At 46.2% G+C, this 16,680-nt stretch carries 18 protein-coding genes; 7 read left to right on the top strand and 11 right to left on the bottom strand.

The window, feature by feature from the left end; translation table 11 throughout:
- Window positions 1–127 precede the first annotated feature (127 nt).
- Together BM099_RS14450 and BM099_RS14445 are read right to left on the bottom strand one after the other, a co-directional pair.
- Window positions 128–610: a peroxiredoxin gene (locus tag BM099_RS14450; RefSeq protein ID WP_090728837.1), complete on the bottom strand. Its 483-nt coding sequence runs from the start codon at window positions 608–610 to the stop codon at window positions 128–130.
- Between the two features lie 78 nt (window positions 611–688).
- The gene (locus BM099_RS14445; RefSeq protein WP_244889947.1) at window positions 689–1,174 is read right to left on the bottom strand and encodes a DUF3465 domain-containing protein; all 486 of its coding nucleotides are present in this window, start codon (window positions 1,172–1,174) and stop codon (window positions 689–691) included.
- A 160-nt stretch (window positions 1,175–1,334) separates the two neighbouring features.
- Between BM099_RS14445 and BM099_RS14440 the strand changes: the two genes are divergently transcribed.
- The gene (locus tag BM099_RS14440) at window positions 1,335–1,946 is read left to right on the top strand and encodes a DNA-J related domain-containing protein (RefSeq protein WP_090728835.1); all 612 of its coding nucleotides are present in this window, start codon (window positions 1,335–1,337) and stop codon (window positions 1,944–1,946) included.
- A 6-nt stretch (window positions 1,947–1,952) separates the two neighbouring features.
- Here BM099_RS14440 and BM099_RS14435 read toward each other — a convergent pair whose 3' ends face one another.
- Window positions 1,953–2,882 carry a DNA ligase gene (locus tag BM099_RS14435; protein WP_090728834.1) on the bottom strand — a complete coding sequence of 310 codons (930 nt, stop codon included), beginning with the start codon at window positions 2,880–2,882 and terminating at the stop codon, window positions 1,953–1,955.
- Between the two features lie 216 nt (window positions 2,883–3,098).
- Here BM099_RS14435 and BM099_RS14430 point away from each other — a divergent pair, with 216 nt between their 5' ends.
- On the top strand, window positions 3,099–4,115 hold the full coding sequence (locus BM099_RS14430; RefSeq protein ID WP_090728833.1) for a zinc-dependent alcohol dehydrogenase family protein: 1,017 nt from the start codon (window positions 3,099–3,101) through the stop codon (window positions 4,113–4,115).
- A gap of 111 nt (window positions 4,116–4,226) precedes the next feature.
- On the opposite strand, the gene BM099_RS14425 is transcribed toward BM099_RS14430, so the two are convergent.
- Together BM099_RS14425 and BM099_RS14420 are read right to left on the bottom strand one after the other, a co-directional pair.
- Window positions 4,227–7,346 (bottom strand): efflux RND transporter permease subunit, encoded by a 3,120-nt coding sequence (locus BM099_RS14425; protein WP_090728832.1) that lies wholly within the window; start codon window positions 7,344–7,346, stop codon window positions 4,227–4,229.
- Window positions 7,347–7,359: 13 nt separating this feature from the next.
- Entirely contained in the window at window positions 7,360–8,445 is a 1,086-nt protein-coding gene (locus BM099_RS14420) for an efflux RND transporter periplasmic adaptor subunit (protein ID WP_177201192.1), read from the bottom strand.
- 89 nt (window positions 8,446–8,534) lie between these two features.
- Between BM099_RS14420 and BM099_RS14415 the strand changes: the two genes are divergently transcribed.
- Together BM099_RS14415 and BM099_RS14410 are read left to right on the top strand one after the other, a co-directional pair.
- A complete protein-coding gene (locus BM099_RS14415; protein WP_177201191.1) occupies window positions 8,535–9,182 on the top strand; it encodes a TetR family transcriptional regulator in 648 nt (215 codons plus the stop codon).
- Between the two features lie 69 nt (window positions 9,183–9,251).
- On the top strand, window positions 9,252–9,623 hold the full coding sequence (locus BM099_RS14410; protein WP_090728829.1) for a SpoIIAA family protein: 372 nt from the start codon (window positions 9,252–9,254) through the stop codon (window positions 9,621–9,623).
- Window positions 9,624–9,722: 99 nt separating this feature from the next.
- Here BM099_RS14410 and BM099_RS14405 read toward each other — a convergent pair whose 3' ends face one another.
- A complete protein-coding gene (locus BM099_RS14405) occupies window positions 9,723–10,196 on the bottom strand; it encodes a DUF2947 domain-containing protein (protein ID WP_090728828.1) in 474 nt (157 codons plus the stop codon).
- A 128-nt stretch (window positions 10,197–10,324) separates the two neighbouring features.
- On the opposite strand from BM099_RS14405, the gene BM099_RS14400 reads away from it, so the two are divergent.
- From BM099_RS14400 to BM099_RS14390, 3 genes are all read left to right on the top strand, one after another.
- On the top strand, window positions 10,325–10,645 hold the full coding sequence (locus BM099_RS14400) for a hypothetical protein (protein WP_090728827.1): 321 nt from the start codon (window positions 10,325–10,327) through the stop codon (window positions 10,643–10,645).
- A 163-nt stretch (window positions 10,646–10,808) separates the two neighbouring features.
- The gene (gene hpf, locus BM099_RS14395) at window positions 10,809–11,183 is read left to right on the top strand and encodes a ribosome hibernation-promoting factor, HPF/YfiA family (protein ID WP_090728826.1); all 375 of its coding nucleotides are present in this window, start codon (window positions 10,809–10,811) and stop codon (window positions 11,181–11,183) included.
- Window positions 11,184–11,295: 112 nt separating this feature from the next.
- Entirely contained in the window at window positions 11,296–12,351 is a 1,056-nt protein-coding gene (locus tag BM099_RS14390; protein WP_090728825.1) for a ChaN family lipoprotein, read from the top strand.
- Here BM099_RS14390 and BM099_RS14385 read toward each other — a convergent pair.
- From BM099_RS14385 to BM099_RS14365, 5 genes are all read right to left on the bottom strand, one after another.
- On the bottom strand, window positions 12,348–13,142 hold the full coding sequence (locus tag BM099_RS14385) for an amidohydrolase (protein ID WP_090728824.1): 795 nt from the start codon (window positions 13,140–13,142) through the stop codon (window positions 12,348–12,350). The two genes, BM099_RS14390 and BM099_RS14385, sit on opposite strands and share 4 nt — an antisense overlap.
- 10 nt (window positions 13,143–13,152) lie before the next feature.
- The gene (locus BM099_RS14380; RefSeq protein WP_090728823.1) at window positions 13,153–14,301 is read right to left on the bottom strand and encodes a pyridoxal phosphate-dependent aminotransferase; all 1,149 of its coding nucleotides are present in this window, start codon (window positions 14,299–14,301) and stop codon (window positions 13,153–13,155) included.
- A 181-nt stretch (window positions 14,302–14,482) separates the two neighbouring features.
- Window positions 14,483–15,388 carry a 30S ribosomal protein S6--L-glutamate ligase gene (rimK, locus tag BM099_RS14375; RefSeq protein WP_090728822.1) on the bottom strand — a complete coding sequence of 302 codons (906 nt, stop codon included), beginning with the start codon at window positions 15,386–15,388 and terminating at the stop codon, window positions 14,483–14,485.
- On the bottom strand, window positions 15,385–15,849 hold the full coding sequence (locus tag BM099_RS14370) for an ATP-dependent zinc protease family protein (protein ID WP_090728821.1): 465 nt from the start codon (window positions 15,847–15,849) through the stop codon (window positions 15,385–15,387). Before BM099_RS14370 ends, rimK begins: the two co-directional genes overlap by 4 nt.
- A 196-nt stretch (window positions 15,850–16,045) precedes the next feature.
- Window positions 16,046–16,594: a DUF3299 domain-containing protein gene (locus tag BM099_RS14365; protein ID WP_090728820.1), complete on the bottom strand. Its 549-nt coding sequence runs from the start codon at window positions 16,592–16,594 to the stop codon at window positions 16,046–16,048.
- Window positions 16,595–16,680 lie beyond the last annotated feature (86 nt).

Here is a 16,680-nt window from a genome sequence, read left to right as displayed (position 1 = left end):
CAATGTAAGAATAGCTTCAATATGAAAAAGGCACCTGCGGTATAACCGTCAGGTGCCTTTTTTACATCCGGTGAATCCCGGCAAAGCCGCCTTACGTCAGGCAGGCGTTTTGCTTACTACAGACCAGTTACAGCGCGGCTAAAATCGATTCCGCCTTGCTCACTTCAAACTGCTTTGGTGCTTCTACATTTAGCTGCTTAACAACACCGTCATTGATAATCATGGCATATCGCTGCGAGCGCATTCCGCCGAAATCACCTGTTTCCATCTCAAGGCCGAGTGCTTTGGTAAACGCACCACCACCATCCGCCAGCATCGTGATCTCTTCTGCGTTTTGCTGCTCGCCCCAGGCGCGCATAACAAATCCATCATTCACAGAGATGCAGGCGATCATATCCACACCCTTCGCTTTGATCTCATCAGCAAGTACAACAAACCCTGGTAGGTGATGTGCAGAACAAGTAGGCGTAAAAGCCCCTGGCACAGCAAACAAAACAACTTTTTTCCCGGCGAAAAGTGTATCCGCCATGACTGTTTCCTGACCTTCCTTTGTCACCAGCGTCAAAGCGACTGCTGGAATTGAGCTTCCTAATTGAATCACTTGAATCATGATAACCTCCACAAAGTGTGACGCTCAGTTTAATCAGATTTCACTGAAACGAACAGCATTAAAAACTAGGGCTTTCACCTATTCATAGCGTTTACCGTCCAGCTCAACCCATCCACCCGCATGGCGCTTAGCCGGATCATGATGTGTCCAGTGCACCACACCACCTTTCTCATTCCACTCATATTCCCCCTTAAAACGGATAAAATCACCCGATTTTAAGCGGCTAACCCGGGGAGCCAAATCAATATTATGCGCTATCAGCACGGTTAAGCCTGAGTTTAACTTCACTAAAAAGCGCTGATGTTGCGAGCCCTTGGTATCGTCCGGGAGAACCTTAATAACGCGCCCCTCTTCAACAACAATGAGATCACTTTGCTGATTACGGAAAGCTTCATCTATTTTACTGACCGATAAGCCAGTAGTCGATTTTTGTAATGTTGATTCCTGTGTAGCCACACTACTTTGCGGAGTTAGGCCACCCGATTGATATTCATTGGCAACCCATACCAGCCCCAACACAACAATCAGCAGAATCCGCATCTTAGGACTCATCCGTATTTTCACACCGTTTTCCTTCTTTAACGCAGATACACCCTTTTAACAGTCGTATCCACTTGTAAATTGATAGTATTAGTTTAATTAATGCCCTGATTTTAATAACCTATAAACGTAAGTAACAGCGTTATCCCAAAAAACACTGGTAGTGTTGTAAAGGAGACATTCAATGCACAACCCTATCACAGCCATTATTCTGGCTTCGCTGAAAAAGCACCCGGCCGGTTTTAGTGAATTCACCTTGATTCAGGCCATTGAGGCGGCGGGGCTTTTTGATGCACTGGACTCTCAAGCAGATGTCGCTCTGTTTCAAAAGCACTTCCTGACCATGAATGCACTTTATCAGTTACAAATTACCTTATGGGAAGAAGAAGTACTTTACCTGTCGATCTCAGCACTGGACATTCATCTTGTCCCTTCTAGCAAAGAGCCTTATAGCAAAGAGCTTCATTGCGAAAAAAAAGCGCCAACGCTGCCCGAACAAAGCCGCAATGAAGCGCTAAAATCATATTACCTTGACTGGTCGCACTATAACGAAGCAGATGAAGCATCGGTGATTCGCTTGCTGAATAGCTTTTGGCAGCGCTTTTTAAACCCAGAGCAGCGCCAACAAGCCCTCGATATTTTAGAAATAGCGGAGCAAGCCCCGGATCAAGCTACGATTAGACGGCAATTCCGCCAACTGGCGGCTAAACACCACCCAGACAAGGGCGGAGATTCAGCCAGTTTTATTGCAATCCGAGAAGCCTATGAGGTGCTACAAGAGACTGACATTAGCTGATCGGCATTAATCATCGAGGCGGATTCGCTCAAAACGCGCGAACCGGGGTATGCCGTTACGTGTTTTACCGTTAAACCGGTAAGTAATCATTGCCCCCATCTGTGGCGGTGCTTTTCGCTCGGCATCCGTAAAGCCACTGCCGACTTTAAACTGCACTCCTTCGCTATTTTCAACCAGTAGCGCCCCCAGCATGCCCTGATACTTTCCTTTTCCGGGTAAGATACCGACCACCCGGGCCTCTGCATCTTCATAACCTTTTAACTTGAGCAGATCATGACTACGCCTGGCCTGATAGAGCCCCTCACCACGATATAGCATCACACCCTCGGCTCCTTGTGCAGTCCAATCAGTTAGTTGCTGCAAAAGCGCCTGATGCGAAACAAACCGAAAAAGCGAAACCGCCTGAATATGCGGCTGTCCGATTGACGTAACCCATTTTTCCAGCACTGTTCTGCGCTGCTCGAATGTACCGGGGTAGTGTGGCAGGTCAAACAGATGAAAACGGACTTGTCGCCAGCGACTCTCATTCGGCTGTTGTTGTCGTACCAGAGCCGAGAGATGATCAAATGTTTGCCGCCCGATCCATAACTCGCCTTCAATGGCAAAGTCAGGCAACGCTCGGGTAAACCATTCTGGCGCATGAATAGGATTACCCTGACGCGTTAACAGTTGCCGGCCATCCCAGTACCCTCTGACGCCATCCAGCTTTTCAGCATACCAATAACCATTTAAGTCGATATTAAGGTCGGCGTGGTCGAGACTCCCGGCTAGCTGTAACGCCGGAAGCTTGTCGGTGTGATCAGCAGCCAGACCGGTGCTGCTTACCAAACACCCCGCCAATCCCCCCAGAAAAGCCCAGGCGGTCAGTGAAGAAGCGCTGTAATAGAAAGTATTAAAACGCGGCCGTAGAGCGTACTTGTAGCGCAGATAAGTCATAAAACCATCCTTGGTTATCTATCTTTAGTGTTTATTTACTATAGAGCAAAACTGATTTTGTAGTGCCCTCTCCTGGATAATCGTTGAATTACTATTAAATACCCCTACTAGAAAAGGCTATATAAGTACCTACTTTAGAACAGATTTTTGGATAAATAGTTGCAGCGCTCGCTTTACCATGCAAGCCTCGAATCTCAACTTTCTCGGGGAAAAATAATGCGTGCTTATCAAGTAACAACAGCCGATGGTATTGATGCAATCCAACAAGTAGAAATCGATATTCCTACACCCGCTGCTGATGAAATCCTAGTAAAGATGAAAGCTTGTTCACTCAATTATCGTGACATTCTAATCACCATGGGAGGATATGTTAGAAATGACATACGTCCCATCATCCCGTTATCTGATGGAGCCGGTGAAGTGGTCAGCGTAGGTTCGTCAGTTGTTGGCTTTACACCCGGTGATCGGGTCATTGGTAACTTTTTCCAAGGCTGGAAAGAAGGCAAGATTAATGATGCCGGACTTAACTCAGCGATGGGAGGAAGCATAAATGGCGTGCTTGCTGATTACTTTATTCTTAAAGCAGATTGCAGTGTAAAAATACCTGATTACCTGTCATATGCCGAAGCAGCAACGTTACCGTGTGCAGCAACCACGGCTTGGCACGCGCTTGTCTGCGTTGGTGAATTAAAACCAGATGACACTATTCTGTTACTTGGAACAGGCGGCGTCTCCATCTTCGGTTTGCAGATTGCTAAAGCGCTCGGCGCCAAAACAATTATCACCTCATCCAGCGATGAAAAATTAGAACGTGCGCGCACATTAGGTGCAGACCATACTATTAACTATAAAACCCATCCTAACTGGGAAGAAGAAGTCCTTAAAATTACTAACGGAGAAGGTGTAAATAATGTTCTGGAGGTGGGCGGCGCTGGCACATTTGAGAAATCCTCAAGTTGCGTAAAACCAAACGGAACAGTATCGCTTATAGGCATTCTTACCGGGCTAGAGAGCCCCTCTATGAGCTTAATGACTATTTTCAACCTATTACGGATTCAGGGTATTTATGTCGGTAGTACAGAGATGCTTGAACAGCTAACTTCCACAATGGAAGCTCATCAAATTCATCCTCAAATAGATATAACATTCCCTTTTTCACAGGCAGTTGACGCTTATCAATGGATGGCTCAAGCTAAACATTTCGGCAAAGTTGTCATCGAAAGCGAAGACTAATTAAAACCCTTAGGGAAGCTGACTACCCCGAGCTTCCCTGCCATAACTGTTTTTAGCTGACCAGATAAATCATAAAACCATCCTTGGTTAACTTTCTTTAGTGTTTATTTCCTAGAGAACAGATAGCTTATTATCCCTCTCTTTACTGCCTTTCTTATGGCTACTTACGCCATAAAACAGAGCAAACAGCACAGGCACAACAAACAGGGTCAATATAGTAGCAAAGCCCAGACCGAACATAATAGTCACGGCCATGGGTTCAAAAAACACGTCACTCAATAAAGGAATCATGCCTAAAATCGTTGTCAGCGCGGCCATGGCTACCGGTCTGACACGACTCACCGCGGCATCTTGTATGGCTAATAACCAAGGGGCAGATTCTTCCTCTTCAAGGCGTTTAATCTCTTCTACTAAGACAATACCGTTTTTAATCTGCATTCCCACCAGACTAAGAATCGCCAACAAGGCCGTAAAGCTAAACGGCGCGCCCATGATGATTAATCCCCAGGTGACGCCAATAATCGCCAAAGGCACTGTCAGCCACACGGCTAAAGTTTGCCTCATGGAATTAAACATGAAAACCGTGATAATAAACATCACCAATATCCCTAAAGGAAACGGTGTGAACACGGCTTTATTGGCTTTTTGCTGGGCTTCAAATTCGCCTCCCCATTCAAGTTCATATCCCGCCGGCAATGGTATAGCTTCAACTTTATCTTTTAACTTACTCAATAAATCCGCGGCAGTGATACCACTTTCAAGATCCGGATCGGCCATCACCGAAAGTGTGCGCTTGCGGTCACGGCGTTTTATCAGAGGGTCTTCCCACGCAATGTCAAAGCGGTTTACAACTTGGCCGATACTCACATAAGCCCCTTTAACCGGACTATAGAGTTGCAGGTTTTTCAGTGCATCAACCCCCTGCTGCTCAGACTCCGGCGATTGCAACCTAATCGGTAATAACTGCGAACCATTACGATAGATGCCAACCTGCAGTCCATTGACATGCATTTTGATCGCCTGATTAAGATCAGTCTCACTGATGCCCAGGCGACGACCTTCTGCATCATCATAGACAGGCCGCAAAACCTTAGTCCGCGAACGCCAGTCCTGATCGACATTAACCGCCTCAGGCTCAGCTTTAAAAACGGCTGTCACCTGAGACGCCAATGCACGTAGCTGATCCGGGTCTGATCCTATCAAACGCGCCTCAATTTTTGCTTTAGTCGAAGGCCCTATCGATACGCGGGTAAATTTAGTAAATGCTTGTGGGTACTCTTCCAGCAAGATCGTCTTTATTTGCGATATGGCAGGCTCAAGATCCTCAAAGCTGTCAGTCTGTAAAATAATTTGCCCATAACTGGCAAAGCTCCACTCCTGACTGTAGGTCAACATAAACCGATCAGCACCACGACCAATAGTGCTGACGACTTTATCAATATTGGGAAGCCTCATAATTTGCTGCTCAAGCTGCTTTATATCGGCTTCGGTTGCACGTATATCACTGCCTTGAGGCAACCAATAATCCACTTGCACCATCGGCAGCGAGGTCGACGGAAAAAAGCCCTGTTTTACATATTTAAAGCCGTATACCGACCCCATCAGGATCACTAACATGAGTAACAGGGTTGTCCAACGAAAGCGCAGCGATACGTTCAGCAGGGCACGATAAACCTGATAAACCACGCCCTTGTAAGGATCGAATGAAGCTGGCTCATCCGTATCTGACTTATCCGTATGTAAAATGGGTTTATCTTTAAAGATCAGATAACAAAAGAAGGGGGTGATGGTAATCGCCAGAATCCAACTCAGCAGTAACGAGATAAACAGCACCCAAAACAAACTATTGGTGAACTCGCCGCTGGCATCGGGCGACAAACCGATAGGCGCAAAAGCAGTAATCGCAATCACCGTGGCTCCTAACAAGGGCCAACTGGTGTTACTGACTATTTTATTGGCGGCCTGTAAACGGGTGAGCCCACGCTGCATACCGATAATCACACCTTCGGTAATAACGATGGCATTATCCACCAGCATTCCCAGAGCAATAATCAAGGCACCTAATGAGATTCGATGTAACTCAATACCGGTGATGCGCATGACGATAAACGTACCTAGAATCGTCAGCAATAACACAACACTCATCAACACACCCGGGCCGATCCCCATAGACACCAGCAACACCACTACGACAATCGCCACTGCTTGTGCCAGGCTGATCAGAAAATCATTAACGGAGGTTTCAACCTGTGCAGGCTGGTTGTAAATGTAATCAATCTGCATTCCTACAGGGCGTGCATATTCAAGCTCTGCAAGTCTTTGCTTTAACAGATGGCCAACATCGACGACATTCACGCCCGATGCAAATGAGACATTAACGGTAAGCGCGGCATCACCATTAAAACGATACAAATGTGTAGGCGGATCGACATACTCTTTTTTGATGTTGGCTACATCAATTAAATAAATCAGTTCACCATTGGCCTCACCGAGTAAAATACCGCCTAAACCGGCCGCCAGCTCGCTGTTTTGGCTTACCGGGCTGATTCGGATATATTCACTGCCGACCTTAATGTTACCCGCATCGGCGACTGCATTATGAGTACTGAGCACTTGCTGCAACGCAGCCACAGAAAAACCCGACGCCACCAATCGAGCACGATCAATTTCGATGCTGATCTGCTCACTCCGCTCACCGCCCACGTTTACCTTGCTGACACCTGGCACCAGCACCAGTTCACGCTTGAGAAAGTCGGCATAGTCGGCTAACTGCTCATAATCGTATCCCTGTCCTGTAACCGACATGAAAACACCGTACACATCACTGAAATCATCAATAATCTGCGGCGGGTATGCACCGGGAGGTAACGAAGCCGTTATATCATTTACTTTTCGCCGCATCTCATCCCAGATCTGAGCCAAATCATCTTTGCGGTAGATGCTTTTCATCTCCACTTTAATCTGTGATAACCCTGCACTGGAGGTAGAGATAACCTCCTCTACATAAGGAAGTTGCTGGATCGCATTTTCCAGCACTAGGGTAACTTCTTCCTCTACTTCCAAAGGGGAAGCACCGGGATAGGCGGTATTAACTAACGCCTCTTTAATCGTGAACGCCGGGTCTTCAAGGCGCCCCAACCCCATAAATGAGAATATTCCACCGATGATCAGCAGAACGACCACCATCCAGGTAATTGTTGTATTACGAATACCATATTCAGCCAGATTCATCGCTCTATGTTCCTTATAGCCCACGCTCTTTTTTAATTGCCCTGACTTTCTGGCCTGATTGAATATAGGCAACACCCGCTGCAATCACCTGATCACCGGGAGAAAGGCCGCTGACCAACATTTGCTCATCAATTATGCGCACTGTCTTCACAGCGACTTGCTCGGCCTGCATTTGTGCATTCACGCGCCATACGTAAGTTTGAGAGGCTTGCTCAAAAACAGCAGCCAACGGCACACTCACCGCATGATCACTTGGCTGTCCTTGCAGTACATCGGTCAGGTCCAACTCAATATTCACGGACATACCCGGCAATACTGTGAACGCCAACGGCCTGTCCATGCTGAATACCACACGGTAAGTGCGCGTTACCGAATCAGGAACAGAGTCATGTTTTTTGTAACAGGCAGTAAACGAGGCATCAGATTGGCTTTCAAAAGTTACGTTAGCGCAGACGCTTTTCGCATCCAGATCCGGCTTTAACTGTGTTAACAAGCCTTCTGGCACACTGAATTTGATATCAATCTCATGGGTATCCTGAAGTTCTATAATCGGCGTCTGAGCCTGAACTGACTGAAAATTTTCAATATCAACGCGACCAATCACACCATCAAAGGGCGCTATTAACTGCGTATAGCTAACATTATCTTTTGCTACCGCCAATGCTGCAGCGGCGGCTTTCAGGTTTGCCCGTGCTTCATCCAGTTTTGTCTGGCTGGCATACTTTTTCTTTATCAAAGATTCTATCTGTGCAAACTGAATTTTTGCCAGATCATAACGCGCCTGACGATCTGCCAGTGTGTTTTTGAAGTCAGCCTGATCCAGCTGCGCCAGTACATCCCCCTCTTTCACCTCCGCTCCCGCCTTAACCGGTAGCTCTCTTAGCTGGCCAGAAACCCGAAACGCCAGTGCCGAATGTTTTGAGGCTTCAATAGTTGCGGGAAAAACACGCTTCATTTCAGCCGCATTCGATTCAGCTATCGCTAATTTCACGGGACGCACCAATTCAACCTGCTCTTCCGTCATCGCTGAAGGGTTATCACAAGCTGTTAATAACGCACTCATCAGTGCGAGAGAGACAATACGAGTTACAATTTTCATTACGGGAACCATAAACATTCATGAATGTATGTATATTATTCGATATACTATGCAGAATAAAGAATTTATCAAAAAGACAGCGACATCTCATGGCCAGAAAAACCAAAGAAGAAGCACTGAAAACCTATCATTTATTGTTGGATGCTGCGGCTGAGCTATTCAGCCACCAAGGTATCAGCCATACGACACTATTGGAAATAGCTAAATTCACAGGGATGACTCGCGGCGCTGTTTACTGGCACTTTGAAAACAAAGAAGATGTTATTAAGGCGCTGTGGGAACGGGATGCAGCCCCCTTTTTTAAAATTTTCATCGCTAAGCTCACGGATGAAGGCTGCCGTCAAACTGATATGCCAGCGGATCTCTACTTCAAAAACACGATCAAAGAGATGCTACGCCAGGTAACGCAAGACCCGAAAAATAGCCAGGCCATACGCATCACTTTTAATTATTTCGAAGCAACGCATGATCAAACCGAGTTGCAGACTTACCTCGAAAGCAAGTCGGACGCTGTCTACCAGGCACTGGTCACTGCGTTAACCCATTTGCATCAGCAGCAACTATTACATAGCCAGCACGGTCCTGAATTTCTTGCCGGAGCTTTGTACAGCTATCTGCATGGCTTAATTGAGGTAAACCTGCACCTTCGGTTAAAAAAAACAGATCTGGCTAACGATGCAGATCTCTTAATAGATCTGTTCCTTAATAGCTTTTTCGTGGACAATTCTTCTAAATAAAGAGTTCGTTAGCAAAGAGTTCGTCATAATACAGGCTACCCATTCAAAGACTACTTCAGAGTAAAAACTATGTTATCAATATTACCCGACACGGCCGGCGACCTGATCGTTGTACAGGCTTCAGAAACACTCAACGCCGAGGATTATCAAAACGTATTGGCGCCGCTTATTGAAGAAAAACTGCCAACCTACGGTCCACTGCGAGTTGTCATCTACCTGGATCCTTCATTCACAGGGATGACAGCCGGTGCTATTTGGGAAGACGCCAAACTGGGGCTATCACATACTGAAGACTTCATACGTCTGGCAGTCGTTGGCGGCCCAGAATGGATGGAATGGGCAACCAAGCTGGGCACCTATCTTATAAAAGGTGAAACTCAACACTTTGAAGAACGCCAGTTCCTACAGGCGCTGCATTGGGTCGATGATGCCAACGCCTGATTGAGACGATTCCTGGCTTCAGTTTCGAATAACGCTGTTTGCAACTACGTGATATGTTTGTTTTGGATACTTGCCAGGAACGTTTTTGCATACAGCTGACTATGGTCGCTTTCCGAGTGAAAAAGAGCCATTTTGCTGAAACTGGACCACTTCTTTACGTTTTTTACCCAGAAGTAGCGAGCCATCATCAAGAAAAAGAAAGTTTTTCCAATGCCGTTTAAAAACATCCCATGTGGTTTCCACCACATGCTCACCGGCATAACAGAAATAAACAATCGTATTGCCTTCCCATTGGATAAAATCAGCGAGCTGCTCAGGCAATGCTGTATCGTCGCTGTCCCAGGCACTTTGCCAAAAACCTTTTTCTATCCAGGTATCCGCCTGACTGGCCCAGTCGTCCTTCTCTAATTCACTGGCGTCCAGACTATCTTTACTGACATTGAGCGTCCATATTTCTAAAGAGCGCGACTCTGTTAGTGGTTTAATAAATTCCAGGTCAACCGCAGGCACAGGCATATCCTGATGTTGATAAAACCACAAGTAGCGGTACTTATTTAAGGGGATATAATTCATCTATCGACTCAATTCAGACATTTTTGCAGAGTATACCGGCTAGCGCTGACAGACACACCTGTGTAGGCTGGCAAGGTTATCTTTTCAATACATTTCATCGCACCGAGCGATCAGGCATAATACGCTCCATGAATAAACGTCCCACCAAAGCACAAACACGTGAAGAGCTTGAACGTAAAACTCAAGAATTTCTCAATAAAGGCGGCACAGTCAAAGAAGTCGACAGTGGTGCCACTGGACTTGAAGACGGTGCCTATCATCGTAATAGCTTTGTTTTTGGACATCCGAAGCAAGAACGCACACCGGTGCCTGAAGCACTGAATGCTATTGATGCCAGACGCCGTTCTAAAACCGAAAAACCCACATTGCCACACTCAAAGCGCCCTCGCAAGAAAATCATCTATGATGATTTTGGTGAACCGGTGCGCGAAATATGGGTTGAGGAATAAAGGGGAAAAATCTCTTTCCTTTTTTGTAAATTCAGCGCTATAGTGATTTTGCACGATGTAAAAAATCAAAACAACGATAGAGATAGGAGCCACGGTTCATTAAGTTTTCAATGTTGTTTTATACGCAACCTTGGCGTTGCATTTTACGTAGTAAGGAAATTATATGATCATCAACATCACTAACCGTCACGATAAAGTTTCTCCAGCCCTTCGCGAAAAAATTGAGTCTTGGCTCGAACACAGCCAGGAACGTTACGATGTAATATCAAGCGCTCAGGTCACTCTTGATAAAACCGACAGACTAGAAGAAGTAGAGGCCACCCTACATGCGGCCGGACGAGAAATTAACGCTAAAGCATCTGATGAAAACCTATTTGCCGCACTGGATGCCATGGCACAAAAAATTGATCGCCAGCTAGCCAAACTTCATGACAAACAGGTACAAAAAAAAGGGACGCCTAAACATACTACCCTGATTGGTGAAGATTCCGTCAACGATGATGATATCGAAGATGAAGAGGTCTATCAGGTCCAATAGAGCATAGCGTTAATTAAAAGTTAACAGCAGTAATCATGCTTTGTACAAAAAAGGCCCTTCGGGGTCTTTTTTAATGCCCTAATGAATACATGGGATAATATCAGAGCAAAACATGAGTTATTATCAGGCTAACATGATAGAAATGCTTAACACTATGCCGTGGTTATACAAAGCCGTGAGGGCTACAGCACTGAGAACCAGACGATTTATTCCGATTATCAGGCGGTTAACGATAAAACCGCTGATAACAGGCCTGTTAATCCTGTTGTTACCTGCTTATGCCAACGCGTCTCACCACTGGCTTGCACCGCTATTACAAAACCACCCGCTTGTTGGCAAGATATACAGTCTTGAACAGCAAAGTTTTGTCAGTGAAGCTGAGTTATTCTCCCGGCTTCAAAAAACACCTTATGTTCTCATTGGAGAAAAGCACGATAACGCCGACCATCATCGCCTTGAAGAAAAGATCCTCATCGCTCTAGGTAGTGAAGCTCCGGCACACATCGTCTTTGAAATGCTGACAGACGAACAGCAGCTACTAGTAGACACACTTCATCCCAACGACACGCTGCAGCAGATGTATCAAAAACTGCAATGGAATGGCGAAGGCTGGCCGTGGAAGGATTATGGCCCGCTGATCAATACAGCGGTGCAGCAGGGCGCCAGCATCACCGCTGGAAATATCAGTTCAGCGTTGCTCAAAAAGATCTATCGGCAAGGGAGTTCTGCCACGGAATTAGCAACCCCTCGCTTTAATAGCATGCTGTCGATTCCTCAGCTTGTGAGAGAAAAGATACTGGATCAGGTTTATCAGAGCCATTGCGAGACGATGCCAAAAGAGCAACTGACACCGATGCTGAACATTCAGCTTGCACGCGATGCCAGCATGGCACACGCAATGATCTCTGATGCGCAGACAGTTGAAACTCAGCGCCCTACCATCCTGATTGCCGGTAGTTTTCATACGCAGAAAAACATCGGTGTACCGCTGCATATCAGCCAGCTAACCCGCCAGCCGATTAAAACGCTACTGCTGGCGGAAGTCAGCGAGACTCATGAGAACCCCAGCGAGTATGCAACCACCCTTGAGACTGACTATATATGGTTTACACCGAAACAACTGGATATTGACTACTGCGCCGGCTTACGCAGTAACCACAAAACTTAACGACCGATTTTAAGCGAGAAGGAATCAGCGTCTTGCCACGCAGGAAACACTTCACGAAACTGCTGAACCTCGTCCAGATGAAGGCACACCGTTGTTACAAAGCTTTCACCTTGAGGTTTATCCAACAGCAGCTCACCTTTGAAATTCACTGCTAACGAATCGCCACTGTACTGCAGACCCACACCATCTTCGCCAATGCGATTAACACCCAGCATGTAGCATTGATTTTCGATCGCTCGCGCTTGCAACAGGGTCCGCCAGGGCGCGCGACGCGGCGCAGGCCAGTTAGCAACACATATCGCCAGATCATAGTCATTCTGACACCGCATAAATACCGGGAAGCGCAAGTCATAACAGATAGTCGGCAATATACGCCACCCGGCATATTCAAATATCACACGCTCAGTACCAGCCCGATAATGCTGATGTTCATTTCCCATTCTGAACAAGTGGCTCTTATCATAAAATTGCACTTCACCTGCAGGGCTAACCAATAACATTCGATTGATGTAGGCATCACCATCCTGCATAGCGACAGAACCGCATACAGCGGCATTTAACGCCGCTGCCTGTGCGCGCATCCACGCCAGCGTTTCGGATTCCATCGGCTCGGCGTGATCTTCAGGATTCATCATGAAACAGGTGGTAAACATTTCCGGCAGAATAATCAGGTCGGTATGCCCTGCCAACGGGCGAAGTTTCTCAGCCAACAGCGTACGGTTTGCTTCAGGCAACTGCCAAAGTAGCTCAGTCTGAACCAGTGTTACCCGTAATTCATCTTTTTGCTCCATAGCCTTTCTCCTAAATAGCCACAATTCTGGCAGCAGCATTTTTCAAGGTTTCATCACCTTTAGCAAAACAGAAACGAATCAAGCGCATTTCCGGTGGCGTGTTACAGAAAACAGACACAGGGATAGCCGCTACACCTACCTCTTTAATTAACCATTGGCAGAAGTCGATGTCATTCATATCACTGATGTTGCTGTAGTCCACCAACTGAAAATAAGTACCTGGTGCCGCGGTAAAAGTAAATTTACCGGGTGCAATCAGTGTGTTGAACAGGTCACGTTTGTGTTGATAAAATGCCGGCAGCGCCTGATAGTGAGATGGCTGTTCACGCATAATATCGGCGAGCGCCAACTGCATCGGCGTTGATGTAGAAAAAGTCAGGTATTGATGCACTTTACGTAATTCAACCGACAACGCTGCTGGCGCTACACAATAGCCAACTTTCCAACCGGTCGTGTGGTACGTTTTACCAAACGAGGACACCACAAAACTACGCTGATATAACTCAGGATGGCTGAGTAAACTATGGTGTTGATGGCCATCAAAGACAATATGTTCGTACACCTCATCACCCAACAGCAAAATATCAGTATCCCGCACCAATTCTGCCAACTGCTCTAAATCCTCAGCGGATAAAACAGAACCGGTTGGATTATGCGGTGTATTGATGATTATCATCCGCGTTTTCGGCGTAATCGCATCTTTTAACTGCTGCCAATTGATATGAAAAGCGGGTGGTTGCAACTGTAAATGAACCGCTACGCCTCCATTGAGTTCAATCGCCGGCTCATAACTATCATAAGCGGGATCAAAAACTATCACCTCATCATCGCGCCTGACCACAGCAGCAATCGCAGCAAACAGCGCTTCTGTGGCACCGGAGGTTACCGTCACTTCTGTTTCTGGTGAGACTGTATTGCCATACAGCATGGCCACTTTTTTAGCGATTTCTTCACGCAATGCCGGAACACCTGTCATAGGTGCATATTGATTAGCCCCTTGAGCAATATATTGCCCAACGGCATCTAACAAGTTTTTAGGGCCATCAAAATCAGGAAAACCCTGAGACAGATTAATTGCCTTATACTCGGCGGCCATCTGAGACATAACTGTAAAAATAGTTGTGCCGACTTTCGGCAATTTTGTTGTCGGATAATTCATGTCAGAAAACCAGCCATATGGAGAACAGAAACACTATGAGAGAGGATTTTATTACAAACAGTATAAAAATTCTGCTTTTAGGCAGATCCTGTTGCTCTTCTCACAGAGAAGAACAACAGGCATCGGGAGGATTGACTATTGAGCGGTCTATTAAAGGGGATTAACAGCTAACTATTAATAACTATCCCCGACCTCGTGTTGTCGTGCTCTGCGGTTTAGCACTCTTTTCGATATGCTCAATGATCATACTCGCAACATCCTTACCCGTTGCGGCTTCAATACCTTCAAGACCCGGTGATGAGTTAACTTCCATCACGAGTGGCCCACGGCTGGAACGAAGAAGGTCAACACCCGCCACACTCAAGCCCATCGCTTTTGCCGCAGTGACGGCTGTTTTGCGCTCTTCAGGTGTAATTCTGATCAGCGATGCATTACCACCACGGTGCAGATTAGAACGAAACTCACCTTCAGCACCCTGGCGTTTCATCGCGGCAATAACCTTATCACCGATAACAAAACAACGGATATCCGCTCCGCCTGCTTCCTTAATAAACTCCTGAACCATGATATTCGCTTTGAGTCCCATGAAAGCTTCGAGCACACTTTCTGCTGCTTTACGTGTTTCAGCAAGTACAACACCAATACCCTGCGTACCTTCGAGCAATTTGATAACGACGGGAGCGCCGCCCACCATGTCCAGCAGATCTTTTATATCATCCGGTTTACTGGCAAAGCCCGTTACGGGCATACCGATGCTCTTTCGTGACAACAATTGCATAGAGCGCAATTTATCACGCGATCTGGTAATGGCTACCGACTCATTCACCGGGTAAACACCCATCATTTCAAACTGACGTAGGACGGCACATCCGTAAAAAGTAACCGAAGCACCGATACGCGGAATAATCGCATCGAAGCCGACTAAATCTTCACCCTTAAAATGGATCGAAGGCTGTTCTGAATTGATATTCATATAACAGCGTAATGCGTCAATCACCTTCGTTTCATGCCCTCTTGCTTCACAGGCCTCGATCAGACGCCGAGTGGAGTAAAGCTTTGAGTTTCTGGATAAAATACCAATTTTCATTTTTTAACTCCCGTCAACCCAAACTGGAATGATAGTGCTGGATTGATAACGATACGATCTGACATGGCAGTACGCCCTATCAACATACGAAACTTCATATTGTCTCTATTAGTTAGAGTAACCTCTGCAGGCCATTGATGATCACCAAAATGTACATTGGTTCGAATAACATAACGTAACTCACTGTGGCCACCGGAGTCTGTCACTTTGCGGTAATCTAGTACCCTTGCCTCACACTGAATAACCGTATCAGTCTCGTTTTGATTGGGGTGAATAGAAAACCTGACCCATGACTTGCCTTTTTTCTCAAACGCCTCTACTTCAAAAGCATGCAAACATGACGTTCGGGCACCGGTATCCATCTTTGCCTTAATAGAGCCTATACCTAAACCGGGCAACGAAACCCATTCCCGCCAACCGGCAACTAATAGCTCATCTTGAGGCTGAAGTTCATCGTTCAATACTGTGTCCCCGATAAAGTCATTGTCACTATCCCACAATCAGTTTGATTGCACATTGAAAACGTAAGGCAGGGTTGAAATTTGCGGCGATTATAAGCCCGTTATTCCCTACAGCATAGCGGTTTTAGATAATAGAATAACGGTTTCAGGTAACACAAATAAGAATATCAACACTCAATGCCAGAAGTGCGTTGCGCTACTCTTCATAAGGCTCAATACGAAAGACTTCCAGAGTGTAACCGGATGAAGCCAGCTCATGACTGAAGGTCTCAGTTTTGAGTTTTCCGCTAATCCAAACAGCATCATACAGGCTCTCTACCTTAACCCCCGGCTCGTAATGCGCATAGATGATCTGATTTGATGGCGGCGGCGGAACATGAATACAGGCACCGAAGTACGGTACCAAAAAAAACCTATACACCTTTTGATCTTCGCTCTCGACAGGAACGACAAAACCCGGGATTCGTACCATTTTACCGTTCATTTGAGGCACAACAGGAGCCGACTGTAATGCTTGCTGCAGTTGATCCATCAGCAAAGCCGCTTTAGGATCGAGATCATCGAGAGCCCCGAGATCGCGATCATCAAATAAGCCATCCAGCGAATAATCAGCAGGCATCAGTTGCTCCCACTCAATTTGTTCTAGTTTCTCACCATTGAGCTCTTCGTAAGCTGCGTGAATATTGGTAGCAAGCAATGCAACACACGAGGCAAACACAATAAAAACTAAGCGGAATATCTGCATTGATCCATCCTGATTGAGAGTACCCAGGCATACTCTCTATTAAAAAAACCTATTGACTAAAAGCGACGCACTGAATAACTCTATAC

It is taken from the genome of Neptunomonas qingdaonensis (assembly GCF_900113275.1).
Classification (GTDB): Bacteria; Pseudomonadota; Gammaproteobacteria; order Pseudomonadales; family Balneatricaceae; genus Neptunomonas; species Neptunomonas qingdaonensis.
Note: the sequence above shows the minus strand (reverse complement) of the source record. Positions and strands in the feature narration are given on the sequence as shown.

Excerpts from the sequence above, each read along its gene's own strand:
- BM099_RS14380 (WP_090728823.1), bottom strand. The coding sequence starts at position 14,301 with ATGAATTATCCGACAACAAAATTGCCGAAAGTCGGCACAACTATTTTT.
- BM099_RS14390 (WP_090728825.1), top strand. The coding sequence starts at position 11,296 with ATGAGTTATTATCAGGCTAACATGATAGAAATGCTTAACACTATGCCG.
- BM099_RS14400 (WP_090728827.1), top strand. The coding sequence starts at position 10,325 with ATGAATAAACGTCCCACCAAAGCACAAACACGTGAAGAGCTTGAACGT.
- BM099_RS14435 (WP_090728834.1), bottom strand. The coding sequence starts at position 2,882 with ATGACTTATCTGCGCTACAAGTACGCTCTACGGCCGCGTTTTAATACT.
- BM099_RS14420 (WP_177201192.1), bottom strand. The coding sequence starts at position 8,445 with ATGAAAATTGTAACTCGTATTGTCTCTCTCGCACTGATGAGTGCGTTA.
- BM099_RS14405 (WP_090728828.1), bottom strand. The coding sequence starts at position 10,196 with ATGAATTATATCCCCTTAAATAAGTACCGCTACTTGTGGTTTTATCAA.
- BM099_RS14385 (WP_090728824.1), bottom strand. The coding sequence starts at position 13,142 with ATGGAGCAAAAAGATGAATTACGGGTAACACTGGTTCAGACTGAGCTA.
- hpf (WP_090728826.1), top strand. The coding sequence starts at position 10,809 with ATGATCATCAACATCACTAACCGTCACGATAAAGTTTCTCCAGCCCTT.
- BM099_RS14450 (WP_090728837.1), bottom strand. The coding sequence starts at position 610 with ATGATTCAAGTGATTCAATTAGGAAGCTCAATTCCAGCAGTCGCTTTG.
- BM099_RS14440 (WP_090728835.1), top strand. The coding sequence starts at position 1,335 with ATGCACAACCCTATCACAGCCATTATTCTGGCTTCGCTGAAAAAGCAC.
- rimK (WP_090728822.1), bottom strand. The coding sequence starts at position 15,388 with ATGAAAATTGGTATTTTATCCAGAAACTCAAAGCTTTACTCCACTCGG.
- BM099_RS14365 (WP_090728820.1), bottom strand. The coding sequence starts at position 16,594 with ATGCAGATATTCCGCTTAGTTTTTATTGTGTTTGCCTCGTGTGTTGCA.
- BM099_RS14415 (WP_177201191.1), top strand. The coding sequence starts at position 8,535 with ATGGCCAGAAAAACCAAAGAAGAAGCACTGAAAACCTATCATTTATTG.
- BM099_RS14410 (WP_090728829.1), top strand. The coding sequence starts at position 9,252 with ATGTTATCAATATTACCCGACACGGCCGGCGACCTGATCGTTGTACAG.
- BM099_RS14430 (WP_090728833.1), top strand. The coding sequence starts at position 3,099 with ATGCGTGCTTATCAAGTAACAACAGCCGATGGTATTGATGCAATCCAA.
- BM099_RS14425 (WP_090728832.1), bottom strand. The coding sequence starts at position 7,346 with ATGAATCTGGCTGAATATGGTATTCGTAATACAACAATTACCTGGATG.